Source organism: Stenotrophomonas rhizophila, from assembly GCF_001704155.1.
Classification (GTDB): Bacteria; Pseudomonadota; Gammaproteobacteria; order Xanthomonadales; family Xanthomonadaceae; genus Stenotrophomonas; species Stenotrophomonas rhizophila_A.
This window is the reverse complement of sequence record NZ_CP016294.1, coordinates 732,528-757,217: the sequence shown is the minus strand read 5'-3', so window position 1 is coordinate 757,217 and position 24,690 is coordinate 732,528. Positions and strand designations below refer to the sequence as shown.

Annotated in this window: 20 protein-coding genes; 6 read left to right on the top strand and 14 right to left on the bottom strand. The window is 67.5% G+C overall.

Annotation, left to right across the window (positions count from 1 at the left end):
• Window positions 1–131 precede the first annotated feature (131 nt).
• Complete coding sequence (locus BAY15_RS03275) at window positions 132–2,252, top strand: M13 family metallopeptidase (protein WP_068848947.1); 2,121 nt, start codon at window positions 132–134, stop codon at window positions 2,250–2,252.
• A gap of 208 nt (window positions 2,253–2,460) precedes the next feature.
• On the opposite strand, the gene BAY15_RS03270 is transcribed toward BAY15_RS03275, so the two are convergent.
• Window positions 2,461–3,375 (bottom strand): oxygenase MpaB family protein, encoded by a 915-nt coding sequence (locus tag BAY15_RS03270; RefSeq protein ID WP_068848945.1) that lies wholly within the window; start codon window positions 3,373–3,375, stop codon window positions 2,461–2,463.
• 323 nt (window positions 3,376–3,698) lie between these two features.
• Between BAY15_RS03270 and BAY15_RS03265 the strand changes: the two genes are divergently transcribed.
• Entirely contained in the window at window positions 3,699–4,313 is a 615-nt protein-coding gene (locus BAY15_RS03265) for a hypothetical protein (protein ID WP_068854530.1), read from the top strand.
• Between the two features lie 60 nt (window positions 4,314–4,373).
• Here BAY15_RS03265 and BAY15_RS03260 read toward each other — a convergent pair whose 3' ends face one another.
• The 11 genes from BAY15_RS03260 to BAY15_RS03210 form a co-directional block, all read right to left on the bottom strand.
• Window positions 4,374–5,147, bottom strand: coding sequence for a LytR/AlgR family response regulator transcription factor (locus BAY15_RS03260; RefSeq protein ID WP_068848943.1), 774 nt, complete (start codon window positions 5,145–5,147; stop codon window positions 4,374–4,376).
• The gene (locus BAY15_RS03255; RefSeq protein ID WP_068848941.1) at window positions 5,137–6,396 is read right to left on the bottom strand and encodes a sensor histidine kinase; all 1,260 of its coding nucleotides are present in this window, start codon (window positions 6,394–6,396) and stop codon (window positions 5,137–5,139) included. Before BAY15_RS03255 ends, BAY15_RS03260 begins: the two co-directional genes overlap by 11 nt.
• A 248-nt stretch (window positions 6,397–6,644) precedes the next feature.
• Window positions 6,645–8,294: a M28 family metallopeptidase gene (locus tag BAY15_RS03250; RefSeq protein ID WP_068848939.1), complete on the bottom strand. Its 1,650-nt coding sequence runs from the start codon at window positions 8,292–8,294 to the stop codon at window positions 6,645–6,647.
• A 278-nt stretch (window positions 8,295–8,572) separates the two neighbouring features.
• Complete coding sequence (locus tag BAY15_RS03245) at window positions 8,573–10,210, bottom strand: CsgG/HfaB family protein (protein ID WP_068848937.1); 1,638 nt, start codon at window positions 10,208–10,210, stop codon at window positions 8,573–8,575.
• An 18-nt stretch (window positions 10,211–10,228) separates the two neighbouring features.
• A complete protein-coding gene (locus BAY15_RS03240) occupies window positions 10,229–10,894 on the bottom strand; it encodes a hypothetical protein (RefSeq protein ID WP_068848935.1) in 666 nt (221 codons plus the stop codon).
• A gap of 64 nt (window positions 10,895–10,958) precedes the next feature.
• Window positions 10,959–12,059 carry a hypothetical protein gene (locus BAY15_RS03235; RefSeq protein ID WP_068848933.1) on the bottom strand — a complete coding sequence of 367 codons (1,101 nt, stop codon included), beginning with the start codon at window positions 12,057–12,059 and terminating at the stop codon, window positions 10,959–10,961.
• Window positions 12,050–13,255, bottom strand: coding sequence for a hypothetical protein (locus BAY15_RS03230; RefSeq protein WP_237334311.1), 1,206 nt, complete (start codon window positions 13,253–13,255; stop codon window positions 12,050–12,052). Before BAY15_RS03230 ends, BAY15_RS03235 begins: the two co-directional genes overlap by 10 nt.
• 102 nt (window positions 13,256–13,357) lie before the next feature.
• Window positions 13,358–14,620 carry an RNA polymerase sigma factor gene (locus tag BAY15_RS03225; RefSeq protein WP_068848931.1) on the bottom strand — a complete coding sequence of 421 codons (1,263 nt, stop codon included), beginning with the start codon at window positions 14,618–14,620 and terminating at the stop codon, window positions 13,358–13,360.
• Window positions 14,621–14,677: 57 nt separating this feature from the next.
• Window positions 14,678–15,085, bottom strand: a complete 408-nt coding sequence (locus BAY15_RS03220; RefSeq protein ID WP_068848929.1) for a VOC family protein — start codon at window positions 15,083–15,085, stop codon at window positions 14,678–14,680.
• A gap of 16 nt (window positions 15,086–15,101) precedes the next feature.
• A complete protein-coding gene (locus BAY15_RS03215; RefSeq protein WP_068848927.1) occupies window positions 15,102–15,527 on the bottom strand; it encodes a VOC family protein in 426 nt (141 codons plus the stop codon).
• A 27-nt stretch (window positions 15,528–15,554) separates the two neighbouring features.
• Window positions 15,555–15,974 carry a YciI family protein gene (locus tag BAY15_RS03210; RefSeq protein WP_068848926.1) on the bottom strand — a complete coding sequence of 140 codons (420 nt, stop codon included), beginning with the start codon at window positions 15,972–15,974 and terminating at the stop codon, window positions 15,555–15,557.
• A gap of 211 nt (window positions 15,975–16,185) precedes the next feature.
• Between BAY15_RS03210 and BAY15_RS03205 the strand changes: the two genes are divergently transcribed.
• Window positions 16,186–16,560 (top strand): YciI family protein, encoded by a 375-nt coding sequence (locus BAY15_RS03205; RefSeq protein WP_068848924.1) that lies wholly within the window; start codon window positions 16,186–16,188, stop codon window positions 16,558–16,560.
• Between the two features lie 13 nt (window positions 16,561–16,573).
• Here BAY15_RS03205 and BAY15_RS03200 read toward each other — a convergent pair whose 3' ends face one another.
• Entirely contained in the window at window positions 16,574–18,658 is a 2,085-nt protein-coding gene (locus BAY15_RS03200; protein WP_068848923.1) for an NHL repeat-containing protein, read from the bottom strand.
• A 140-nt stretch (window positions 18,659–18,798) separates the two neighbouring features.
• Between BAY15_RS03200 and BAY15_RS03195 the strand changes: the two genes are divergently transcribed.
• Window positions 18,799–20,316, top strand: coding sequence for a tetratricopeptide repeat protein (locus tag BAY15_RS03195; protein ID WP_157771687.1), 1,518 nt, complete (start codon window positions 18,799–18,801; stop codon window positions 20,314–20,316).
• A 22-nt stretch (window positions 20,317–20,338) separates the two neighbouring features.
• Entirely contained in the window at window positions 20,339–21,856 is a 1,518-nt protein-coding gene (locus tag BAY15_RS03190; protein WP_157771686.1) for a hypothetical protein, read from the top strand.
• A 15-nt stretch (window positions 21,857–21,871) separates the two neighbouring features.
• Here the strand turns inward: BAY15_RS03190 and BAY15_RS03185 are convergent, their stop codons facing one another.
• Window positions 21,872–22,645, bottom strand: a complete 774-nt coding sequence (locus BAY15_RS03185) for a lytic transglycosylase domain-containing protein (RefSeq protein WP_068848916.1) — start codon at window positions 22,643–22,645, stop codon at window positions 21,872–21,874.
• A 293-nt stretch (window positions 22,646–22,938) separates the two neighbouring features.
• Between BAY15_RS03185 and BAY15_RS03180 the strand changes: the two genes are divergently transcribed.
• Window positions 22,939–24,540 carry an EAL domain-containing protein gene (locus tag BAY15_RS03180; RefSeq protein ID WP_068848914.1) on the top strand — a complete coding sequence of 534 codons (1,602 nt, stop codon included), beginning with the start codon at window positions 22,939–22,941 and terminating at the stop codon, window positions 24,538–24,540.
• Window positions 24,541–24,690: the final 150 nt, after the last annotated feature.

Below are 24,690 nucleotides of genomic sequence, written 5' to 3'. Positions count from 1 at the left end.
GCTCGGGAAGGGGTGCGACAGCCGTCACACCTTGACGCAGCCCAATGCGGCCACAACTCCCGCCAGATCCCGCCGGTTCCCGGGCCGGGCGGCGGATTAGACTTGAGGTTTCCCCGTTGCCTGAGAAGTCCATGTCCAAGCTGCGCCGCCCCACCCTGATGCTTGCCATTGCCGCCAGCCTGTCGCTGGGCCTGGCCGCCTGCGACCGCGATGCGGCCGCGCCGACCGCCGCCCCGCCGGCCGATACCGCCGCCCCGCCCGCCGCGCCCAAGCCGCAGCTCGGCAGCTTCGGCTTCGATGCCGCCGGCATGGACCGCAGCGTCGCCGCCGGCGATGACTTCTTCGGCTTCGCCAACGGCAGCTGGGTCAAGAACACCGAAATTCCGGCCGACCGCTCCAGCTACGGCAGCTTCAACGTCATTTCCGAGAAGACCCTGGCCGACACCCGCGCCATCCTCGAAGGCGCCGCCGCTGATACCAAGGCCAGCGGCGAAACCAAGCTGATCGGCGATTACTACGCCGCCTTCATGGACGAGGCCGGGATCGAATCGCGCGGCATGGGCGCGATCAAGCCCGAGCTGGATGCCATCGGCGGCATCGGCGACAAGGCCGCGCTGGCCACCGCCCTGGGCGGCACCCTGCGCGCCGACGTGGACCTGCTCAACGCCACCAACTTCTACACCGACCGCCTGTTCGGCACCTGGGTGTCGGTGGACCTGCTGCAGCCGGACCGCAATGCGCCCTACCTGGTTCAGGGTGGCCTGGGCCTGCCTGACCGCGACTTCTACCTGCAGGGCGGCCGCATGGCCGAGATCCGCAAGCAGTACCAGGCCTATATCGCCCAGGTGCTGCAGCTGGCCGGCGTGGCCGACCCGGCCGCCAAGGCGCAGCGCATCGTGGCGCTGGAAACCCGCATCGCGCAGGCGCACGCCACCCAGGAAGAAACCAACGACGTGGCCAAGGGTGCCAACGCGTGGAAGCAGGCCGACCTGAGCGCGAAGGCGCCGGGCATGGACTGGGCCGCGTTCCTGGCCGCCGCCGGCCTGGACCAGCAGGACGACTTCATCGTGTGGCAGCCCAAGGCCGTGGCCGGCATTTCGCGCCTGGTCGCCACCGAACCGCTGGATGTGTGGAAGGACTACCTGACCTTCCACGCCCTGGACCGCGCCGCGCCGTACCTGCCCAAGGCACTGGCCGATGCGCGCTTCGCCTTCCACGGCACCACCCTCAACGGCACCCCGCAGCAGAGCGAGCGCTGGAAGCGTGCGGTGGATGAGAGCAACAACGCCGTGGGCGAAGCGATCGGCAAGCTGTACGTCGAAAAGCACTTCGACCCGGCCACCAAGGCGCGCGCCGATGAAATGGCAAAGAACATCATCGCCGCCTTCGCCAAGCGCATCGACGCGCTGGAATGGATGTCGCCGGAAACCAAGGCGCACGCCAAGGCCAAGGTCGAAGGCCTCACCGTGGGCATGGGCTACCCGGACAAGTGGCGCGATTACACCGGCCTTGAAGTGAAGCGCGACGATGCGCTGGGCAACGCCGAGCGCGCCAGCCAGTTCGAGTACCGCCGCAACCTGGCCAAGCTGGGCCAGCCGGTGGACCACAGCGAATGGGCGATGCTGCCGCAGACCATCAACGCCATGAACGTGCCGCTGGAAAACCGCCTGGTGTTCCCGGCCGCGATCCTGCAGCCGCCGTTCTTCGACGGTGCCGCCGATGATGCGGTGAACTACGGCGCGATCGGCGCGGTGATCGGCCATGAGATCAGCCATGGTTTCGACAACGCCGGTGCGCTGTTCGATGAAACCGGCAAGCTGCACAACTGGTGGACGGCCGAGGACCTGAAGAAGTTCAATGCCGCCGGCGATGCGCTGGCTGCGCAGTTCAGCAGCTACCAGCCGTTCCCGGGTGTGTCGGTCAACGGCCGCCTCACCCTGGGCGAGAACATCGCCGACGTGGCCGGCCTGGCCACGGCCTACGACGCCTACCAGCTGTCGCTGCAGGGCAAGCCGGGCCAGACCCTGGAGGGCTTCACGCCTGACCAGCGCTTCTTCCTGGGCTTCGCTCAGGCGTGGCGCAGCAAGGCCCGCGAACAGGCCCTGCGCAACTCGCTGCTCACCAACGTGCACGCCCCCGGCCAGTTCCGCGCGCTCACCGTGCGCAACCTGGACGCGTGGTACCCCGCCTTCGAGGTGAAGGACGGCCAGAAGCTGTACCTGGCCCCGGAAAAGCGGGTCAAGGTGTGGTGACAGGAACGGGCGCTTCGGCGCCCGTTTTTTTGGGGGGCATGTGCCCGCTGGTAGCGTCGGTTCCCAAACGACTGCCGATGGCGATGATCGGCACGGGGACGCATGACGTTGAACGGAGAGACGCCTTCGTTTCAGGTCATGCGTAAATGAAATCGCACACGTTATCGGCAGTCGTTTGGGAACCGACCCTACCGATCCGTCATCCGGTTCACCAATGGGCGAGCGTGCTTGTTGGCACGCCTACACGCGCGCAGGCGCGCGCCGCTACGCCGTCCTGCAGCGCGCGGCGGAACAAGGGCGACATGCCCTGCAGCAACCGCGCGGAAGCCCGTGCCTGGGTGCGCTGCAACGGCGTTCGTTCGAGCATCGTCGTGGCCCACTCTGGAAGCAGCGCAGCACCGGCGCCGAGGAACAGTTCGCGCGAAAGCCCCGCCATCGGTACCGGCAGCCGGATGCTGGACAACACCGCCAGCACTTCACGTGAGCGCGCATCGAACCGCAGCAGCGTCTGCTGCCGCGCGAAATACGCTTCCACCTCCGCTTCCGAAGCCGGCACATCGGTGGCACCCAACGCTTCGGCCACGCGCCGGTACTCGTCGTAGTACCGGTCGGCGATGGGCTCCGGCACCTCGCGGCAGTAACGCCGGTAGCCCTGCAGGAAGCCGTATGCCTCGGTGACATGCACCCAGGTCAGCAACGCCGGATCATCGGCCGAATACGCCTGCCCATCCTGCGTCTGCCCGCGCACGTGTGCGTGGATGCGCTTCACCTTCCCGACCAGCGCCTCCACTTCGCCCGACGCCGCGTAGCTGGTACATGCCACGAACGCCGTGGTGCGGCGCAGCCGCCCCACCAGGTCGTCGCGGAAGTTGGAGTGGTCATACACCCCGGCCAGTGCCAGCGGGTGCAGGGTCTGCAGCATCAGCGCGCACAGCCCGCCGGCCAGCATCCCCGGAAACTCGGCATGCACCCGCCAGGTCACGCTATCGGGCCCGAACCAGCCCGGGTCGCCCAGCGGGTGGTCGTAATCGATGCCGCTCTGCCCGCGCGGGAACGCCCCCAGCACCCAGCGCCGGATCGGCACGGTAGCGGGGGCGGTGAGACGGTGCAGCAGTGACGACATCAGGGGCCTTCCAGGGGGTTGAGAGGACCGCGATCCTGCGCGGTTGCGTCAATTCTGCGTGATCTACGCCGCCCGGGCCACGCTGTTGCGCCACCCCGTCCGCGAATTGTGCGAGTGCAGCAGAAAACCCGGCCGATTTTTCGGTTTTTCGAGCACTTTTCGATGCCGCACCGCGCAAAAAAATCCGCGTCTTGCGTATTCAGTTATCTCCCCTGCGGCGCTTTGTCGCACTGCCCATTGCCAAGCGAAATGAAAGTGCTAGAACTGAACCCGCCTCACCGTCCGTCCAAATGCGCCGCTGCACGTTCCCGAAGGAGCCCGTGATGATCGCTTTGTTCAAAGGTTTAGGTTTACTGCTCCAGGACAACGAGCTCTACGGCAGCCCGTTCGAAAAGCAGGTCGCACATTGGCGCAACAAGAGTGAGCAGCAGATCCGCGAAGAAGTGGCCACCCTGGCCAAGGCCAAGGGCCAGTGGCTGATGGCGTCCATCGTCGGCTGGCAGGCGGCCTCGCTGCTGATCCTCGGACTGATCGCCAACTACCTGTGGAAGGACGACTTCCATATCACCTTCACCCGCGTGGTGATCGTGTTCGGCTCGTGGGTCTCGATCCTGTTCGTGATCTGGTTCATGGCCAACATGTTCGACCACACCGCCGGCTTCGAGCGCTGGATGAAGGCGTTCAACAGCCGGGCGCGGATCACCTCCGATGCGGACACCGTGGAGTGCGTGGCCGAAGCGCTGGACATGGCCCAGCTCTACCCGGAAGTGCTCGATTACAAGCAGGCGGTCACTGCCAGGCGTGAGCTGCGCCACGAAGACATCCGCATCATGCGTGAGATCGGGCGCATGAAGCAGCATTCGGAACTGGTCGGCCAGCTCAACCACGTCGGCGAACCCGACCCCGGCCAGAACCTGCACCTGCAACCGGCCTTCTGACCCCACCAGGTCCAGGGGGATCCCAATGCCACCGTGCGCGAACACGGTGGCATTGTTTCTTTACATGCCGCGGAACAGGCTCATGAACGGCTGGCTCACGTTGAGCACCTCCGGCCGCTGCTTCAGGCGCAGCTGCCCGCGGCCGGTGTCATCGCGGCTCACCGCCGCCACCGCTTTCATGTTCACGATGGTGGAGCGGTGGATCTGGCGGAAGCGCTGCGGGTCCAGCACTTCCAGCAGCTCGCGCAGCGGCGTGCGCAGCAGGCTTTCGCCGGCCTCGGTCACCACCGTGGTGTACTTGCTGTCGGCGCGGAAGTAGACCACGTCTTCGAGCATGATCAGCTGCGTATCGCGGCCATTGCTGGCGGTGATCCACGCCAGCGGCGGCGCGTTCGAGTGCGCCCCGGGCTGCTGGCCCAGGCGCTGCAGCAGCTGCTCCAGCATCGCGTTGTCCGGCCGGCCCATCTGCATGCGCGCCAGGATGCGCTCGCGCGTGGCCAGCAGCCGCTCGTCGCTGACCGGCTTGAGCAGGTAATCCATCGCGCCCTGCTCGAAGGCATCGATCGCATACTGGTCGTAGGCGGTCACGAACACCACCTGGGTGCGCGGGCTGATCTCCGGCAGCGCGCGCGCCACCTCGATGCCGCTGATGCCAGGCATGCGGATGTCGAGCAGGGCCAGGTCCGGTTTCAGTTCGGCCAGCCGCTCCAGCGCACTGGCGCCGTCTTCGCATTCGGCCACCAGCCGCAGTTCCGGCCACAACCGCTGCAGCTGGGCCACCAGCGACTGGCGCAGCAGGTCTTCGTCTTCGGCAATGAGGGCATCAAGCAGCATGGATCGCCTCGCGTGCGTCGCGCGGCAAGGTGATCGTTGCCGCCACGCCGCTGGGGAAGTTGGACACGATGGCCACGCCGGCGCGTTCACCGCAGGTCAGGCGCAGCCGTTCGCGCAGGTTCTTCAGGCCGATGCCGGTGCCGCTGCTGCCCTGGCCGAAGCCCAGGCCGTCGTCGGCCACGGTCAGGGTGACGTGGTCATCGAAGGCGCGCGCGATGATCCACACCGTGCCGCCACCGGGCTTGGGCTCCAGCCCGTGCTTGATCGCGTTCTCGACCAGCGTCTGCAGCGCCATCGACGGCAGCGGTACGGTTTCCAGCGCCGGCGGCACATCCACCTGCAGTGCCAGCCGCGCGCCCATGCGGATCTTGAGGATTTCCAGATAGGCCTTGGTGCGCTCCAGCTCCACGCCCAGGGTGGACATCGATTCGTCCACGCTCGGCAGCGAACTGCGCAGGTACTGGATCAGGTGCCCCAGCATCTGGTCGGCGCGCGGCGGGTCGGTACGGGTCAGTACCTGCGCGTTGGCCAGCGTGTTGTACAGGAAGTGCGGTTCCACCTGGGCGTGCAGCAGGTTCAGCCGCGCCACCGACAGTTCCTTTTCCGTGGCGGTCTGTTCGGCCGCTGCCTGCTCGTCGCGGCGCTGTTCGGACACGCGGCGGGTGATGGCGCGGCTGACCGCTTCGGCGTTCTCGTAGTTGCTGCCCTCGTCCACCGCCAGCAGGTCGGCCCACACCCCGGCATCGGGTTCGAAGACCAGGGTCACGCTGCTGGTGCCCTGCCCCGGGCTGACCGTGGCCAGCACGCTGTTGCGCTTGATCGCCCAGCGCGCCGGCAGGTTCCAGCGCGACGGCGGGCGGCCGTTGTAGGGGTCCACGCGGCGCACGTAGGCGCGCACCTGCAGGCTGCCGGCGGCGCTTTCGATGTCTTCCACGCGCGGCAGTTCCTTGATCGCCTGTTCAACCAGGCTGAAGGCCTCGCCGGCGTCCATCGGCAGTTCGATCTGGCGCCGCTGCCGGCTGGACAGGGTGGCCGCATCCAGGCGCCCTGCCAGGGTCGAGACCCGGCGCAGGTGGGTGATGCAGCTGCCCAGCGCGGTGATCATCAGGAACAGCGCCAGCAGTCCGAACACCCAGCCCGGGCCTTCATCCATGCCGTGGAAGAAGCCACTCCACACGAACCCGGCCACGACGATCGCCGCGGCCCAGGCCACCAGAATACGGAGAATCAGGGAAAGGCTGGCAAACACGGCGGCGTCTTCACGATGGGATGGTGTGAGGATAGCCCTGCCCGTGGAGGGCACAAGCGCCATGCGATGGAAGCCGGGAAAGCAGGGATGAAACGGTGCCGGCGCGGCGCCGGGGTGCCAGGCACCGCGTGGACACGCATGGCGTGTCCCTGCGGCCGGTCCGGGGGCGTAGCGACACGCCATGCGTGTCCCACGTACAGCAGGCCGAAGACCATACCCCGCCGGCAGGTGCCGGCGGGGCGTGGTGCTTACTTGCGCTCGGCGGCGCTGGCGTCGCGTGGGGCGCGGAACTGCGAGTCATCGCTCCAGTTCGGCCAGGTGCGGCTGTTGGCCAGCTGGTTGCCCAGCGTGTACAGCACTTCCAGGTCGCGGGCAGCGCCGGCGAACTTCCAGTCCGGCTGCCACTCGTCGCCCTGCTGGTGGTAGCGCTTGGCGGTGTAATCGTCCGAGGCCGCCTTGCCTGCGGCCACGCCGCCGTCCACCCAGTCCTGGCCGGCCGAGTAGGACACCGCCGGCACGCCACGCTTGGCGAACGGGAAGTGATCGGAACGGAAGAACAGGCCGGCTTCCGGCTTCGGGTCCGGGGTGTAGCGGATATCCCAGCCCTTGGCCACGTCCTTCAGCTGGTCCAGCAGTTCCAGCTTGGCCGAGCCATAGATGCCGAAATCACGCGACGGGCCGAACGGCGCCATACCATCCATGTTGATCACCGCCACCGTCTTGGCCAGCGGGTACAGCGGGTGGCTGGCGTAGAACTCCGACCCCAGCAGGCCCTTCTCTTCGGCGGTCACGGCCAGGAACAGCACCGAACGCTCCGGGCGCTTGCCCTTGGCGAAGCCACGGGCCAGTTCCACCAGCGAGGCGGTGCCGCTGGCGTTGTCCAGCGCACCGTTGAAGATGGTGTCGCCGTTCGCATCCGGCTTGCCCACGCCGATATGGTCCCAGTGCGCGCTGTACACCACGGTTTCATCCGGGTGCTTGCTGCCTTCCAGGCGCGCGGCCACGTTGTGCGAGGTGATCACCTCGGTCTTCACCGCGTACTTGGCCGACAGGGTTTCGCCCTTCAGCTCCACCGGCTTGAAATCGCGGCGCTGGGCCTGCTTCTTCAGCGCCTCGAAGTCCTGCCCGGCACGCTTGAACAGGTCCACCGCCAGGTCGCGCTGGATCCAGCCTTCCAGCAGCGGGTGCGCTTCGGCCGGGTTGTCGCGGACCACGTCGAACATGGTGTTGGTGTTGGAACCGGCCACCGTGGCCCAGCCGTAGGAGGCCGGCGCGGTTTCGTGGACGATCAGCACGCCCAGCGCACCCTGGCGGGCGGCCTCTTCGTACTTGTAGGTCCAGCGGCCGTAATAGGTCATGCCCTTGCCGTCGAAGTCGCCTTCGCCGGTTTCAAAATCCGGGTCGTTGATCAGCACGACGGCGATCTTGCCCTTCAGGTCCACGTCCTTGAAGTCGTTCCAATTGCGCTCCGGCGCGTTCACGCCGTAGCCCAGGAACACCAGCGGGGCGTTCTGGATATCCACTTCGGACGCGCCGTTCATGGCCGCGCGCACCGCGATTTCCTGGCCCTGGGTAAGCGACTGCGGCTTGCCCTTGCTGGACAGCGCCAGGCTCGGCGTACCGACGATATCGCCCTTGAGCAGCGGCACGGCCTGGGTCCACAGCCGCTTGCCATCTTTCAGGTCGCCGCCCGGCTGCAGGCCGGCGTCCGCGAACTGCTTGCTGAGGAAAGCGATGGTTTTCGCTTCGCCGGCCGTGGCGGGCGAGCGGCCCTCATAGGCGTCGGAGGCCAGTTCCTTGACGTCGGCGGAGATCCGCGCGCCATCGAATTTCGGCGTCGCCGCCATCAGGGCGCTGGACACCGACAGTGCCAGCACGCTCAAAACCACTCGCTTCATCGTTCTCTCCGCAGTTGGGACAACCCCATCATTCACGGATCATAACCGTCCCGCGCGCGACATGGGCCTCCTGGGCCGGCCAACGGCCAACGGCCGGCGCTACCGCTTGCGGTTGATTGATCCCGATCCCGACCACCACGTAACCATTCGTTGCCCCGGCCGTTGGCCGGACACCGCGCGCAGCGCGCGCAAGCATCCGGAGCCCAAAACAAAAACGCCGGCTGCACTGCAACCGGCGTTTCAACCCAACGAAGCCGCCCATCAGGCGCCGATACACATCACCAGTTCGGATCTTCCGCCGGCGCCGCTGCCTTCGGTGCCGCCGCACGCGCCGGCTTCGGCTTCGCGCTGCCGCTGGATGCCGTCGCCGCCGACGCGGCCGGCTTCACCGCACCGGCCTGCGAACGCAGCTCGATCGAACCGGGCTTGAAGCTCGCGCCGCCCAGGTCCGCCCCACCTTCAATGGTGCCGTAGGAGGTCTGCGACGCCACGCGGTCCACCCGGATCGTGCAGCACGGGGTTTCATTGCGGCCCAGCGAACGCCCGGTCTGCGGGTCCTTCAGCTCCTCGCCCAGCATCACCGCCTGCCAGCGCTGGCCGGCCTTGAGCGATTCACCGCCCTGGCTCAGCACCACCTGGTCGCCGGTCATGGCCACCACCGACACCGGGAAGATCTCGGTGATGATCGCCGTGCCGATCTGCCCGGACAGCGAATCCATCATCGCCGCCGCCATGCCCTTGCCATCCACCACGCGCGGCAGGGTGCTCGGGCCCGTCGAGGCCAGCTGGTGATCGAAGCTGTCGGACATCACCACCTCACCGGTGGTCGCGTTGATCAGGCGCAGGGTGATGCGCCCGCCGCCCGAATACGAGGTCACCTGGCGGTCGGACATGCGCAGGTTGCGCACGCTGCGCGGGTACTCGAAGCGTTCGATGGTGGGAATCAGGATCAGGTCGGTGGCCAGCTGCTGGCCCAGCCGCGCGGTGTCCTGCAGGCGCACGTTGCCGCTGTTGATGTGGTCGATCTCAGCCTGCATCTCCTCGCCGAACTCACGGTCCAGCACGATGAAGCGCTTGGTCTGGGTCAGCGTGTCGTTCAGGCGCGCGCGAATGGCCGCGGCCACTTCATCGCTGGCCACCCGGCCATCGCCGACGGCATAGGTGCCGCTGCGCACGTGTGGCTGGGCCACCACGATCTTCGGCCGGCCCTGTTCGTCCGGGGCGCGGTATTTGGCGATATCGGCGCGCACGCGCACCTTCCAGTAGCTGCGCATCGTGCGGCGGCTGACATCGGATTCGAACGACTGCGCGCCGCGCTTGGCGTCCACGCTGGCCTGTTCCTTGTAGCTTTCCTTGATGCTGGCCGATGCGGAACTTCCGCCACCGGCAGCTTCTGCCTGCGCCTGCGCCGAGCCACTGGCCGAGGCAGACGCCGAATAACTGTAGCCGGCGTCGCTGGCGCGCACGCGGGCAATCACTTCTTCATCCAGCTGGCTGACTTCTTCCTGCGAGAGGATCTCGTAGCCCAGCACCGCCCCTTGCGAAGCGGCAATCATCTGCTGGGAAAACGCGTCGGCGCGGATATCGCCGACGTGTTCCCCATCCACGTCCACATGCAGGCCCGCACGCAGGCTCTGCATCTGGCTGGCGACACGCACGCCATTGACCTGCGCGACCGCCGACTGCAGCGCGGCCAGCACCGCCAGCTCCGGGGTGCTGCCGATGCCCTCGGCTTCGCGCGCCACCTGGGTGGTGCCGCCGAAATCCGGAGCGTCGCGCAGCGGCTTTTCAGCCGGTGCGTCCAGCTTGGATTCGGCCTTCGGCGCCGCGGTCTCCACCGGTGCCTCCTGCTTGCCGCAGGCGGCAAGCAGGGTCACGGTGAGGGCCAGGCTCAACAGTCGGTATGGGGTCTGCATGCGTGGCGTTCCTTTCGATTACAGGCTGTCGAGCATCGACTCGGCGTTGCCCGGCACCTTGATCTTGGCGGCGCGGGCGAAGGTCAGCGCGGCCTTCGACGAGGAGTACAGGCCCTTCAGGTAGCCCGGCGATTCCTTGGCCACCCACGCACCGGCAGCCAGCTTGCGGCCCACGGTGACCAGCTGGGTGCCGCTCAGGCTCTTCATGCCGTTGGCGAAGTTGCTGGCTTCACCGCTCAGCTTCTGGCCTTCGGCAGCGGAGGCGACCAGGGCGACCAGGCCGGTGGTGTAGTGCTGCTTGGATTCGGCGCTCAGCTCCGGCTGCGCGGCCACGCGCTCATCGATCGCAGCCTGGGCTGCTTCGCTGACCGACACCGACTTCTTCATCTGGTCCACGTTGACCGAACCGGACGACAGCGCCATGCGCTCGGCTTCCAGCAGCTTGACCTGCTCGGCCAGGCCGAAGGCCTTGGCGAAGGAGGTCTGCGCGTCGATCGAGTGCGACTGCGAGGACACGAAACGACGCACCAGTGCTTCCTGCGCGGCTTCGTCCGGGGCGCCGGCCGAAGCGGCCGCGGCGCTGTTGCCGCCGCCAGCCAGGTCCTTCAGCTTACCGAACTGCGCGTGCGCCGGGGCGGCGAAGGTGGTGGCGATGGCCAGGGCGATGAGGGTCTTGCGGATCATTGTGTAATTCCTTGTTGGAAAATGTTGGCGCGAACCGGTGGGTAGCGACCTTGGTCGGTACGCCTTAACGCACGGCCTTGACGTTCAATTCGTTGATCATCTGCTGCGCACCCTTCTCGGCGGCGATCTGCAGCGCATTGGTGCGGGCCACGGTCTCGTTCGGACCGGTGCCGGAGAACTGCACCGGACCCACCGACGACACGGTCTTCGGGAAGCGGCCGCTCACGTCCAGCACCTTGCCGGTGACGGTGACGAACACGCGGGTGTTGCCGCTGACCGGATCGCGGTCACGCATGCCCACGTCCAGCGTGCCGACCGCCAGGTACGGGATGTTGGCCGCCTTGATGCCATTGGCGGTATCGCGCAGGGTGGCGGCCGACAGGTCGTTGCCGGTGCTGAAGTCCTTGCGGATGCGTTCGATGCTCAGCAGGCCACGCGATTCGCCTTCCACGTATTCCGCTTCCACCACTTCATAGCCGGCTGCGCTGAACGCACCGGTCATCGCGGTGTTGATCTCGTTGGCGTTGGCCACCTTCCAGGCGATGTTGTCGCTGCGCGCGGTGGTGCTGCCACCGGCGGTGATCGACACCGACGCGTTCTGGTTGATGCTGCCGTTGGTGCTCACCGAGTTGCCACGGAAGCTGTCGCCTTCGCGGGTCTTCTCGTCGTAGCTCTGGCTGGCGTCGACCCGGCGGTATTCCTTGTCCTGGAACGACTGCACGGTGTCCTGCGAGCGCGCCATGAACAGGAAGGTCAGCATCGACCGCTCGTTGCTGCGCGCACCGGCGGTGGCCGAGCCGGCATCCAGCTTGGTCTGCAGCAGGGTGGTGTTGATCTCGGCGCGGACGCTGACGGTGTAGGTCTTGGCCTTCTTGTCTTCGGTATCCGACAGCGGCACCGCCGACAGCACGTAGCGGTCGATTTCACCGATGAACTCGGCGCGACGGTCTTCGAACAGGCGCAGCTTGGCCGCGCCGGATTCGGCGATGTACGCCTCCAGTGCATTGACCTTGGCCTTGTTCAGGGCCTGGGCACGGGTGTCGGCACTCAGGCGCAGGCCATAGCTGGCCGAACCGGTACCACGGGAACTGGCGGTCTGCGCCGCAACCGGCGCGGCAACCATCAGTGCAATGAGAATCAGCAGTACGGCACGAATCAACGGCATGAGGTGATCAACTCCTGGAGGGCTTGGGTCTGTTGCTGCAGCGGCTTGCCGCCGGGCTTCTGTTCGTCCAGCCACGCTTTCGAATCCGCGCGCTTGGCGGCGGCGCCGGCGAAGGCGTCCAGGCCGGCCAGCGTGGTTTCGTAGCTGGCCGACCACTGGTCAACATGCCACTGGGTCGACGGCACCACCTTGGTGGCGCCCTTGCGCAGCGGCTGGTCGAAGAACACCTTGCCCGAGAACGGCTCCACCACCGTGGCCTGGAAGAACGCGCCGAACAGCATCGTCTTCATCGCCGGGGTTTCATTGATCACGCCGTTCTTCAGCGCATCCAGGCGCAGCTTCACCACGTAATCCGGCTCGGGGATCTTCAGCTGGTACACCTTGCCGTCGGCAAAGCGCGCGGCCATCGCACCGCCGATCGCCTGGCCGGTGGCCGGCGGCAGCAGGCCGATACCGGTGTTGGACGACAGCGTCTTGGACAGTTCATGGGCCAGCGTGGCGCGCAGCACCTGCTCATCCACCGCATCGGGCAGCTTGGCGCGCACCGCATCGGAAAGGGTTACCTCGCCCACCTGCAGGCGGCGCGTCGACGCGGCCGGCAGCTTTGCCTTGGCCAGCGTATCGGCCAGCACCTGCGGCAGGCCGGTGGCGGCCTTGCCGTACAGCAGGTCGGCCACGATCGCGTCGATGTCGTCCTCGTCCGGCAGGAACTCCATCACGTCGATGCGCTGCAGCGTGATCGGGTAGGACGCCACCACCTGGCGTTCGCGGAAATCGAAGAACAGCGCCTGCAGCGCCACTTCCACCAGCACCTTGTACTGGCCACCGATCGGTTCGATCGACACCAGCTCGCGGTCCAGCGCGGTGGCCAGCACCGTGGCACTGGTGGTGCCATCAAGCATCGCCAGCGGTTGGTCGATCAGTTCCAGGCTGGCCGGGCGCTGCGCCTGCAGCCGGGCCCACAGGGCCTGGTTGAGCGGGGCCAGGCCACGCGCTTTCAGCACCGCAGCCGCACGCGGGGTGCTGGCTTCAACGGCGCTCTGGTCGGCGGTGTAGGCAAAACCGGCCCAATAGGCCTGCTGCGATTTGTCGGCAGCCTGCGCGGCGCTGGCGAAGGTGGCAGTGCCAACCAATACGAACCCGCACAACAACAGCCACGCGCTACGCGCGCGCGTACGCTTCTTCCCTGAAACCATCGTCCCGCAATCCTTCTCGAACGGACCCGGCAAGGCGCCCGGTCACTTTTGTGAGGCGCCACCATAGTGCCTGTTCAGGTTTCGGGCAAGAGGAGAATTGTGTCAGTCCGGCTGCAGCCGCGCCGCCCGGGCCTGCAGCAGCGCGCGTTCGCGCGCGTTGGGAGTAAGCCGCGCCGCCCGCGCGAAAGCATCGGCCGCCTCTGCGTGCCGGCCCATCTGCGACAAAAGGTCACCCTGCACTGCCGCCATCGGCGCGTAGTCGCGCAACCGTGGATCGTCGGCCAGCTGCTCCACCAACGGCCATGCGGCTGCCGCCCCTTCCGCGCGCGAAACCGCCACCGCGCGGTTGAGTTCCACCACCGGTGACGGCTGCACTTCCGCCAACCGCGCATACAGCGCGGCCATGCGCGCCCAGTCGGTCGCATCGGCGTGGCGCGCGCGCGCGTGGCAGTCGGCGATGGCCGCCTGCAGCACGTAGCCATCATCGGCCCCGCCCAGCGCCACGGCCTGCTGCAAGGCCGCCTGCCCGCGCGCCACCTGCAGGTGGTCCCAACGGCTGCGGTCCTGGTCCGGCAGCAGGATCGGGTTGCCGTGCACGTCCACGCGCGCGGCCGCGCGCGAGGCCTGCAGTTCCATCAGCGCCAGCAGGCCGTGCACCTGCGGCCAGGTCGGCAGGCGCTGCTGCAGCACCCGCCCCAGCCGCAGCGCCTCCTCGCACAGCGCCGGGCGCATCCAGTCATCGCCGCTGCTGGCCGCATAGCCTTCGTTGAAGATCAGGTACACCACCGCCAGCACCGAGCCCAGCCGCTCCGGTATTGCCGCCTGGCGCGGCACTTCGAACGGCACCTGCTTGTCGGCCAGCGTGCGCTTGGCCCGTACGATGCGCTGGGCAATGGTCGGCTCCGGCTGCAGGAACGCGCGCGCGATCTCATCGGTGGTCAGCCCGCCCAGCAGGCGCAGGGTCAGCGCCACCCGTGCATCGGCCGACAGCACCGGGTGGCAGGCCACGAACATCAGCCGCAGCAGGTCATCGCCGATGTCGTCCTGCAGGGCGTCGCTGTCGTCGGGCAGCGGCAGCGGCTGTGGTTCGAGTTCAGTGCCCCACTGCGCATGCTGGCCGGCCACGCGCTGGTGCTGGCGCAGCACGTCGATGGCGCGATTGCGTGCAGTGGTCATCAGCCACGCTCCCGGATTATCCGGAACGCCCTGGGTGGGCCAGCGCTCCAGCGCGGCCAGCCAGGTGTCCTGGGCCAGTTCTTCGGCACGCCCGATATCGCCGCCCAGCATCCGCGCCAGGCGTGCGATCAGCGCCGGCGACTCCATGCGCCAGAGGGTATCCAGTCGTTGTGTCAGCGCAGCTTCCATGCGGCGAATGAGAGCATCCGTCACCGCGCCGCACAAGGTGCGGCGCGGCACTTGGCATCAGCCGGGTTCGCCATCCATGTGCGCCACTTCCCACAGGTGGCCATCCAGGTCCTCGAAGCTGCGCTGGTACATGAAGCCGTAATCGCGCGGCGGCGTCGGTTCGCTACCACCGGCCTTGAGCACCTTCTCCAGGGTTTCATCCACCGCCGGGCGGCTGGGCGAAGACAACGCAAGAATCACCTGCGCCTGCTTGCGCGCATCGGCGATGGGCCGGTTGATGAAGGTGGCGAAGAACGGCTCCAGCAGCAGCATCAGCATGATGGTGTCGCTGATGTTGAACGAGGCCGCCTTGTCATCGGTGTAGGTCAGGTTGGGCGTGAAACCCAGCGCGGTGAAGAACGCCTTGCTCCTGTCCAGGTCGCGGACGGGCAGGTTCACGAAGATCATCTGGGGCGTGTCGGTCATGATGGGTTTCCCGTGATCAGTAAGGTTTCATGCAGTTGACCATCCACGGCTTGCCGTAGCGGTCTTCCAGCATGCCCCAGCGCTTGGCCCAGAACGTTTCGCCGATCGGGAACGTCACCTTGCCGCCCTCGGACAGCGCCTTGAACACGCGCTCGGCTTCCTCCTCGGTCTCCACCTCGATGTTGATCGTGGTGGTGCCTTGGCCCGAAGAAGGCGGGCCATCAGCCGCCATCAGGATCGCGCTGCCCACTTCCAGCTGGCTGTGCGCGATCAGGTTCGGATCGGACGGGCCAGGGTTGTCGCCACAGCCGTCCATGTTGTCGCTGGGCGGCATGTCGCTGTACTTCATTTCCGAGGTGACCTTGCCGCCCAGCACCTGGGCATAGAACGCCATGGCTTCGTGGGTCTGGCCGCTGAAGCCAAGGAACGGAATCAGTTTCATGGGAATCTCCTGAAAAGCACGGGGGGGTCAGTCGGCCTGGCCGATCTGGTCGCGCAGACGCTGTTCCTGCGCACGTAATTCCGGGGTGAAAGCCTCGCCAAAATCTTCCTCCGTATAGAACGGGCGGATCTCCACCACGTCGCCGGGCAGGAACGGGGCGCGCTTGAGCCATTCGGTGGCTTCGTCCACCGAGCGCACCTGCCACAGCCAGAAACCGGCCACCAGCTCGCGGGTTTCCGCGAACGGCCCGTCGATCACCTGCGGTGCCGTGCCTGTGTAGGCGACCCGGCGGCCGTGGCTGCTGGGGCGCAGGCCATCGCCGGCCAGCATGATCCCGGCCTTGACCAGCTCCTCGTTGAAGGCGCCCATGTCCCGGAACTGCGCTTCGGTGGGCAGCACCCCGGCCTCGGTGGCCTCGGTCGCCTTCACGATCACCATGACTTTCATCGGCTCTCCTCGTTGTCGGCCCGGTTGGCGGGCCCTTCATGAGATACGACGCCCCAGTGGAACGGAAATCGACATGCCTGCCAAAAAATATTCCGATGCCGGCAGCTGTTGACGGTCACGGCCCTGAACGGGCCGGCAGCGCTGCACTGCAACAGGACCGCAGCGCAGGCTGGGGCATCATGGGCATCCCCTGCCCAGCGGTGCGCCGGCCATGCAATTCCTGCTGCTGATCTATATCGACGAAGCCCTGATCCAGGACGTGCCCGCCGAGGAATACGACGCCATGATGCGCGGCTGCATCCAACACGCTGACAAGCTGAAGGCCGAAGGCACGCTGGTCGCCTCGCAGCAGCTCGAGCCGGTCGCCCAGGCGCGCACCCTGCGCACGCGCCAGGCGCAGGCGCGCATCACCGACGGCCCATTCGCCGAAACCCGCGAACTGCTCGCCGGCTTCAACCTCATCAACGCCAGCGACCACGATGAAGCCCTGCGCATCGCCCAAGGGTTCCCGTGGTCGCGCTACGGCAGCATCGAAGTCCGCCCGGTAGCCGACTTCGAAGCAGAACGCCGCCGGGTCGGCGCCTGAGGTTGCCTGGAAATCACGGCAACACCGTAACCTTCAACTCGCGCTCTCCGATCGCCTCGTTCCCGCTGTAATCCCGCGCGCTCCCACGAATGATGTAATCCCCCACCGGCAATGCCTCCGGCTGCCAGCGCCCGGTCTCCACCAGGCCATCGCGCACCGTATTGGTCACCAGGTAGCGGAACCGCGTCACCGCACTGCCGTGCACGGTAATCCCACTGTCCGGCGCATACGCCACCACCGTGGCACTGTCCTCGCGCGGCATCCGGTTGAACACGATGTTGAAGCGCGGCTGCTCGTACCCCACCAGCGGCGTGCCAGCCGCGTCCAGGATCTGGTACCCCACCTGATACGCCCCCAACCGACGCCGCGGCAGGTTGTTATCCACCTGGTCCCACGCCTCCACCACGATCTGCACGCCCGGCCCAACGCGCGGAATCGGCACGCGCCCGTTCGCCCCGGCCTTGATCGGCTGGTCCAGGTCATCCAGCACCGCGACGTCCGTAATGCGCGGCGCGAAGCTGTCGGCGTAGCCCACGAAGCCCAGTGCCACCGCATTGCGCTGGAAGCCTCCGGCGCCGACGCTCAGGTGCACGTGCGCCATGCGGTTGATGCTGCCCAGCGGCTCACCGGCCTTGAAGCGCGTGCCCCGGCGAACGCGTACCCGCTCCAGCTTGCCGTCCAGGTCGCGCAGCTGCGGCCAGCGCGCGTCGAACGCGCGGTCGCGCGCATCGCGGCCCACCTTCATGTGGATGTAGCGCAGCCGGTCCAGCGACAACCCTTCGGCCTGCCCGCCCACCGACCAGCTCGGGAAGGGACTGCTCACCTTCGCATCGGCCATCGCCAGCACCGTCTGCCCGACATCGCCACGGATATCAAAGCCATCGTGCAGGTGGTGGCGGCTCTCACCACTGAAGTTGCCGCGCACCTCACCCAGCGTGCCCACCACCTCATGCCAGCCGAGCTGCGGAGCCAGCGGCCAGCGCCCACCGGTATCCGGCAGCGCGGCATCGGCGGCCGGACCGATCAATGACGGCGCCGGCGTGGCGCCGGCCGCCAGCGCACGCAGGCGATGCACCCGGTATGACGCCGCATCGGACACATACAGCCCGCCATCGGCATCCAGCGCCAACCCGCCCGGCCGCGAGAAGCGTGGCTGCGCCGACGCGCCGGTGAGGTCCACCACATGGCCCAGTGCCGACAACTGCACTACCTTGCCGTCGAAATCGCTCGCATACACCACGTCATCGTGGGTTACTGCCAGCGCCAGCGGCCCGTTGAGCAGGCTGCCGCGCGCCAGCAGCGTATCCAGCGTGCCGTCCGGCGCCAGCCGGCGGATCGCACCATTGAGCAGGTCAGCGATCAGCAGGTTGCCATGCGCATCCAGCGCCAACGCCACGGGCGTATCCAGCCGCGCGCCCACCCCTGCCCCATCCACGTTGCCCGGCGCATCACCGCCGGCCAGCGTGCGCACCTGGCCATCGGGCTCGATCACGCGGATGCGGTCGTTCCAGGTATCGGCCACGAACACACGGCCACCGGCATCCACCGCCACGCCCATCGGCCCGTCAAAGCGCGCCTGTGCGGCCGGGCCATCGGCGTAACCGGCGGTGCCATCACCGGCAATCGTGCTGACCACACCATCGGTGCCGATCCGTCGGATCACATGGTTGCCGGTATCGGCGACGAACACATTGCCGGCACCATCCAGTGCAATGCCTGACGGCGTATTGAACTGCGCCTGCAGCGCCGGGCCATCGCGCCAGCCCTCGCCCTGCCCGGCCAGCGTGTCCACCCGCCCATCGGGAAACACCCGGCGGATGCGATTGTTGTCGCCCGCATCGGCCACATACAGCACGCCGTGCGCATCCAGTGCGAGGCCATAGGGATCGGCAAACCGGGCCTGCGACGCCGCGCCATCGCGCAGCCCGCCCACGCCGTCACCGGCCAGCAGGCTCACCTGCGGGGTCCAGCCGAGCACCGTGGCCACCGGGCCCGGCGGCGGGGCCGGCGCGGCCGGTTCGCGCAGGAAGGTCCACGTCAGTGCCGCCGCCACCGCCACGCCTACCAGCGCCACCATTGCCCATCGTGCGCGCGTCATCGCTGTCCTTGCCTGCTCGTTCGGGACACGACCTTAGCCGCTCGCCGCGTGCCTGCAAACCCTGCGTGCGTCCGCAGCGACTTGTGTGGATGCCGCGTTCCGGTTTCAATCGAGGCTTACGCCAAGGAAGGATGCACCGCATGACCCGCCGTACCGGCACCGCCCTCGCCCTGTTGTTCTCGCTGTGTGCCGTGCCTGCAGCCGGCATGGCAGACACGGCGGCCCCCGCTGTCGTGGACCTCACGCCCCAGGCAGCCGGGGCCGGTACCGCGTATTTCAGCGAAGTGGTCGACGCGGTGGACGTGGCGCGGCGGGGTGACACCCTGGGCGCATCCATCACCATCGACCGCCTGCTGGCCGATCCGCGCCTGGCGCTGCTGGATACGTTCGCGCAGAGCGACGTGTGGGCCTACGCCGCACTGGTTTCTTCGGCGCAGGAACAACCCAGTGTGGCGGAGAAGCGGCTTCGGCGCGCCGTCGCGCTCAACCCGCGCAACAGCGACGCCCGCCTGCGCCTGGCCCGCTACCAGATGGCGAACCAGCAGGATGCAGCCGCCGTCGAAAGCATCCTGCTTGCACTGGCCGACGCCGGCCCGGAACCGGAGGTGGACAGCGACATGGTCTGGCACCTGGACATGGCCTTGAAGCAGCAGCCCACCCGGCGCCTGGCCCTGCTGCAGGCCCTGTTCGACAACGGCTGGAAGAACGAAGGGGTCGAGCCGGTTGACCAATGGGTCAACCTGGCCACCCTGCAGGTGGAGGCCACCCAAGGCGACAAGGTCGCCGCGACCCTGGAGCGCATCGACGCACCCAATGCGCTGATGCAGCTGCGCAGCGACAAGCGGTTCGACCCCTACCTGCGCCGCGACGACCCGCGCTACGATCCCGTGGCCGCTGCGCGCCGGCATATTGATCGCCTGCGCGTCGACGCCATGCTCTCGCCCGGCCTGAACGAAACGGCGCTGGAACTCGCCAACGCACTGATGGTGGCCGGGCAATCGCAGGAAGTGGTCGGCATGACCGACCGCTTGGCAGACGCGGCCACGAAGGCCGATGCCGCACCGCCCGAACAGGCCCGCTACATCGCGTGGATGCTCGACACCCGCAGCCGTGCGTTGCGGCGGCTTGGCCAGGACGAAGCAGCGATAAACGCCCAGCTGCTGGCCCTTCGCATGACCGATCCGGAAGGCGACACGGTCAGCCAGACCCTCAACCTTGCCGACCTGTACGTCTCCCTGGGCAAGCCGCAGTTGGCACGCCAGACCACCCGGGGCGTGGAAGACCTCAGTGGATACGGCCAGAGCGCACGCGCACTGATCGACCTCAAGGCCGCGCTGCAGCTCAAGGATCGCGCAGCGGCACAGTCCGCACGTGAGCTGCTGTTCGCCAATCGCGTCCAGACCCCCGGTCATTACCGCGATGCCCTGCTGCTCGACGACCGGCTGGATGATGCCGCTGCAAGCCTGATCCAGGCGCTGGCCGATCCCATGGAGCGTGGCGCGGTGCTGCTCCAGTTGCAGGCGGTGCTCACCCCACCGCTGCTGCCGGCGGATGCGGCACTGCTTGGGCGTTGGGACCAGCTCAAGCAGCGCGCCGATGTGCAGGCTGCGGTGGCCCGTGTGGGGCGTATCGACACCTACCCGCTGTTCGTTGATTGAGTAACCGCAAAGGACGCACTGCATGACCTGCCGTATTCCTCACCTCCTTGCCCTGCTGCTGTCGCTGTTAGCCCTGCCGATGGCCGGCGCGCACGCCGCCGTGCATGACACCGTGGATGCTGCTGTCAGCACCGCACCTGCCGCAGACGCTGGCTTCCTGGCCGAAGTGGCGGCGGCCGGCGAACAGAGCGATCGCGGCGACAGCCTGGGGGCGTCACTCGCTTTCGAACGCCTGCTCGCTGATCCACGCCTCGCACAGCTGGACGACGCGCAGCGCAGTAACGTGTGGCTGGCCGCGGCAAGGGTGGCCGGACTGCAGCGGCAGGACGCCCTGGCCGCGCAGCGCCTGAACACCGCGCTGTCGATCCATCCGGGCAACGCCAGCGCACGCTTCCTGCTGGCCAGCGGCCAGCTCGTAGACAATGAAGTGGAAGCTTCTGCGCGCAACATCATCCGCGCGATCGACGATACCGACGGCGTGCTGGACCTGCACAAGGACATGGTCTGGCAGCTGGACCTGCTCCTGAAGGACACCCCAGCGACCCGGCTGGACCTGCTGCAGGCGCTGTTCGACCGCAACTGGAAGAACGACGACATCGATCCGGCCGCACTGTGGGTGACCCTGGCGACGCTGCAGGTCGAAGCCGGGGAGCGCGACAAGGTGCCCGCAACCTTGGAGCGGATCGACCAGCCGCTGGCACTGATCACCCTGCGCAGCGACAAGCGCTTCGACCGCTACATGCCGCGCACCGATCCCCGCTTCGATCCGGTGGCATCGGCGCAACGGCATATCGACCGCCTGCGCGTGCAGAGCATGCTGGCGCCGGCGCTGGATGAGGTGGCCGTGGAGCTGGCCTACGCGCTGTTGGTGGCCGGCAAGCCGCAGGAAGTGATCGGCATGACCCAATGGCTGGCCGATTTCGCACCCAACGCCACCACCGTGCCCGCCCCGGAAGAGGTGGAATCGATCGGCTGGCTGCTGGACCTGCGCTCGCGTGCGCAGCACCAGCTGGGCCAGATCGATGAAGCCGTGGAGACCCAGCAGCTTGCCGTGCGCATGACCTCCCAGAGCGGCCTGGCCAACCAGCCGCTTGGCCTGGCCGTGCTGTACATCGGCCTGCACCGCCCATCGATGGCGCGCCAGCAGGTCAAGGACCTGGAGCACCTCAACGCGCTGGGCGAAGGTGCCCGGCAGCTGGTGCAGCTGCTGGCCGCGCTGCAGCTCAAGGACGACGCCGCTGCGCAGGAAGCGCGCGATGCGTTGTTCGCTGCGCGGGAAGCGGACGCCGCCCACTACATGGCCGGGCTGGTGGCCGACAACCGCCTGGATGACGCCGTGGTGGCACTGACCGCACGCCTGGACGACCCCATGGAACGCGGTACCGCGCTGCTGGAGCTGCAGGACACCCGCATGTCGCCGCTGTTGCCGGGCGAGATCGAGTCCAACGCCCGCTGGGAGCAGTTTGCGCAGCGTGCCGATGTAAAGAAGGCGGTACGCCGTGTGGGGCGGGTCGACAGCTACCCGCTCTACAACGAGTGATGTGCGATTCCCCAGCTATCGCGCCGGGGTTTCCGGTTTGAAGCCCATCGCCTCGCGGTAGCGCGCGTACAGCGCGCCCACTTTCTCCACGTAGGCCAGCGTTTCCGCATACGGCGGCACGCCCTTGTAGCGGGTCACCGCTCCGATGCCCGCGTTGTAGGCGGCCGCCGCCAGCGTGCGGTCGCCTTTGTAGCGCGCCAGCAGCGCCTTCAGGTACCGCGCGCCGCCATTGATCGACTGCTCGGCGGAAAGCGGATCGGACACGCCCAGTTCGGTAGCGGTATCCGGCATCAGCTGCATCACCCCCTGCGCGCCCTTGGGCGACACCGCGCCGGCATCGAAGCCGCTTTCGGCATGGGCGATCGCGCGCAGCCAGGCATCGTCCACGCCCGTGGCCCGCGCCGCCGCCTTGAACTGTTTCGCATGGCGGTTGAGCTGCGGCGCGCCGACCTTGCCCAGCCCTTCGTGCGCGGGTTCGCCTGGTGGGGTGGCCACAGTGAATTTCAGGAATACCCGCGAACCGGGAAGGTTGCGGGTGGAGTACACCAGCTGCCCGTCCTGTTCGCGCTCATACAAGGTGCCGCTGAACACCCCCATGTTGCCCCACAGGTTGGGCGCCTGCACCGCGTTGTCGTCGATCTGCTGCGCCTTGCACTTCGAACCCGGCTCCGGCGCCGTGGCCAGGCTGACGGTGTTGTTCTGTACGCAGCGATACACCGTGCGCGCGGACGCAGTGCCGGGCAACAGCAACGGCAACAGGGCCAGCACGGCAGGCAGCAGGGGCTTCATGGCTCCGGGGCCGCCGGGGGTCGGCCAGATCGAGGGGTGGCGCGATCATCCGGCGGGCAGTGCGAACCGCAGGTAAAGCCCTGTGCGGCTGGTGGAGAAAATGCCGCTGTTGGCCGACGGGGTGAAGCAAGCACCAGCCATGGCTGCCGGGGTGACGGCTTCACCTCCCTCATGCGACCTGATGCCGACACTGGGGAAATACCGACAGGAATCTACGTGAAGCCCTGTTCCAAACCGACGTTCCAGATGGTCATATAGGGCTCATTCCACGCCCGCCGGGCAGAGAGGTCCGCTTGAAGCGCGCCAGCACCATCGCCGCCATCGCGCTTGCCGCCCTTCTGGGGGCCATCCTGCCTGTGGCCGCGCTGGTCTACATCAGCTGGAGCCGCGCCCAGGTCGCCGAGACCGACCGCCTCGAGCGCACCGCCGAACGTACACTTCAACGTGCCCACCGCGCCTACGAGGCCGGCCTGCTGGCGCTGCGCAAGCTCAACCAGGCGCAACTGCCTGGCTGCTCGCCCGAGCACCTCAAGCTGATGCGCAGCCTCACGCTGAGCACCACCTCCGCCGAACAGGTGGGGTATTTCGAGGAAGGCCGGCTGCGCTGCACCTCCTGGGGCATGGTCGAGGACCTGGTGCCCGAACCCACCCCAGACCACATCACCGCCGACGGCGCCTCCATCACCCTTGGCGTGCGGCCGGTGGCCGGCGATGGTGCCGCCTCGCTGCTCTCCCTGCAGCTGGGCCGCCACGACATCCTGATGGACCCCTCCCGGTTCGTGGATGTCATCGCCGAACCCAACGTGCGGCTGGCGGTGGCCACCCCCGATGGCCGCCTGATCGCCCAGCAGCCCATGGCCGACCCGGAACTGCTGCAGCGTCTGCTGCGCGAACCGCACAACGGGCATACCCCGCGCACGCTGTTTGCCAGCGCGCAGGACCAGGAATGGCTGGCCATCGCCATCGCCCCACGGGTCGGGCTGGTGGCAGCCTTCCAGCAGCAGCTCTGGCAGCTGGTGCCGCTGGGCGTGGTGGGCGCGGTGCTGGCCACCGTCGCCGGCATCTGGCTCTCGCGCCGCCGCCTGTCGCTGCGCAACGAACTGGCCAGCGCGGTGCGCCGCCGTGAGTTCCGCATGGACTACCAGCCCATCATCGAACTGGACACCGGCATCTGCGTGGGCGCCGAAGCGCTGGTGCGCTGGTCGCGCGCCGACGGCACCCAGGTGCGGCCGGATCTGTTCATTCCTGTCGCCGAAGAAACCGGCCTGATCGAAGCGCTCACCGACCACGTGATGGACTTGGTGATCAGCGACATGCGTGAGCTGCTCATCCATGATCGCAGCGCGCATATCGCCATCAACCTGTCCGCCGGCGATGTCAGCAGCGGGCGGGCATTGAAGGTGCTGTCCGGCAAGCTGGTCGGCAGCGGCATCCACCCGCAGCAGATCTGGCTGGAAGCCACCGAACGGGGTTTCCTCGATATCCAGGGCGCGCGCACCTCGCTGGCTGCCGCGCGGCGTGCCGGGCACTGCGTGGCCATCGACGACTTCGGCGTCGGCTATTCCAGCCTTCAGTACCTGCAGCAGCTGCCGCTGGATGCGTTGAAGATCGACAAGTCGTTCATTGATTCCATCGGCACCCACAGCGTGACCAGCCCGGTCACCTCGCACATCATCGACATGGCCAAGACGCTGGGGCTGTTCACCGTGGCCGAGGGCATCGAAACCTCGGCCCAGCTCGCCTACCTGCAGTCGCGCCAAGTGGAGTTCGGCCAGGGCTGGCTGTTCTCGCGGCCGCTGCCAGCCCCGGAGTTCGTGGCCTTCCATGAGCAGCGGCGCATGCAGTATGGGAAGGCGCCGGAAGACATGCAGAACCCCAATTCGATCACCGAGTAGCGGGTTCATCGGCCGGTTGGAATGCAGCCCTATAATGGGCACGCGGCATCCAGCCGTCCCCGTCATGAGGTGTGCCTGCATGCGCCAGTAATGCCGCCGTCGTTTGACGGCCAGTCTCCTTCCCGCCTGTTCGCAGGGGGAGTCCTTGGC

Excerpts from the sequence above, each read along its gene's own strand:
- BAY15_RS03190 (WP_157771686.1), top strand. The coding sequence starts at position 20,339 with ATGACCTGCCGTATTCCTCACCTCCTTGCCCTGCTGCTGTCGCTGTTA.
- BAY15_RS03260 (WP_068848943.1), bottom strand. The coding sequence starts at position 5,147 with ATGCTGCTTGATGCCCTCATTGCCGAAGACGAAGACCTGCTGCGCCAG.
- BAY15_RS03235 (WP_068848933.1), bottom strand. The coding sequence starts at position 12,059 with ATGCCGTTGATTCGTGCCGTACTGCTGATTCTCATTGCACTGATGGTT.
- BAY15_RS03245 (WP_068848937.1), bottom strand. The coding sequence starts at position 10,210 with ATGCAGACCCCATACCGACTGTTGAGCCTGGCCCTCACCGTGACCCTG.
- BAY15_RS03250 (WP_068848939.1), bottom strand. The coding sequence starts at position 8,294 with ATGAAGCGAGTGGTTTTGAGCGTGCTGGCACTGTCGGTGTCCAGCGCC.
- BAY15_RS03230 (WP_237334311.1), bottom strand. The coding sequence starts at position 13,255 with ATGGTTTCAGGGAAGAAGCGTACGCGCGCGCGTAGCGCGTGGCTGTTG.
- BAY15_RS03265 (WP_068854530.1), top strand. The coding sequence starts at position 3,699 with ATGATCGCTTTGTTCAAAGGTTTAGGTTTACTGCTCCAGGACAACGAG.
- BAY15_RS03200 (WP_068848923.1), bottom strand. The coding sequence starts at position 18,658 with ATGACGCGCGCACGATGGGCAATGGTGGCGCTGGTAGGCGTGGCGGTG.
- BAY15_RS03220 (WP_068848929.1), bottom strand. The coding sequence starts at position 15,085 with ATGACCGACACGCCCCAGATGATCTTCGTGAACCTGCCCGTCCGCGAC.
- BAY15_RS03205 (WP_068848924.1), top strand. The coding sequence starts at position 16,186 with ATGCAATTCCTGCTGCTGATCTATATCGACGAAGCCCTGATCCAGGAC.
- BAY15_RS03195 (WP_157771687.1), top strand. The coding sequence starts at position 18,799 with ATGACCCGCCGTACCGGCACCGCCCTCGCCCTGTTGTTCTCGCTGTGT.
- BAY15_RS03215 (WP_068848927.1), bottom strand. The coding sequence starts at position 15,527 with ATGAAACTGATTCCGTTCCTTGGCTTCAGCGGCCAGACCCACGAAGCC.
- BAY15_RS03240 (WP_068848935.1), bottom strand. The coding sequence starts at position 10,894 with ATGATCCGCAAGACCCTCATCGCCCTGGCCATCGCCACCACCTTCGCC.
- BAY15_RS03225 (WP_068848931.1), bottom strand. The coding sequence starts at position 14,620 with ATGGAAGCTGCGCTGACACAACGACTGGATACCCTCTGGCGCATGGAG.
- BAY15_RS03270 (WP_068848945.1), bottom strand. The coding sequence starts at position 3,375 with ATGTCGTCACTGCTGCACCGTCTCACCGCCCCCGCTACCGTGCCGATC.
- BAY15_RS03185 (WP_068848916.1), bottom strand. The coding sequence starts at position 22,645 with ATGAAGCCCCTGCTGCCTGCCGTGCTGGCCCTGTTGCCGTTGCTGTTG.
- BAY15_RS03275 (WP_068848947.1), top strand. The coding sequence starts at position 132 with ATGTCCAAGCTGCGCCGCCCCACCCTGATGCTTGCCATTGCCGCCAGC.
- BAY15_RS03210 (WP_068848926.1), bottom strand. The coding sequence starts at position 15,974 with ATGAAAGTCATGGTGATCGTGAAGGCGACCGAGGCCACCGAGGCCGGG.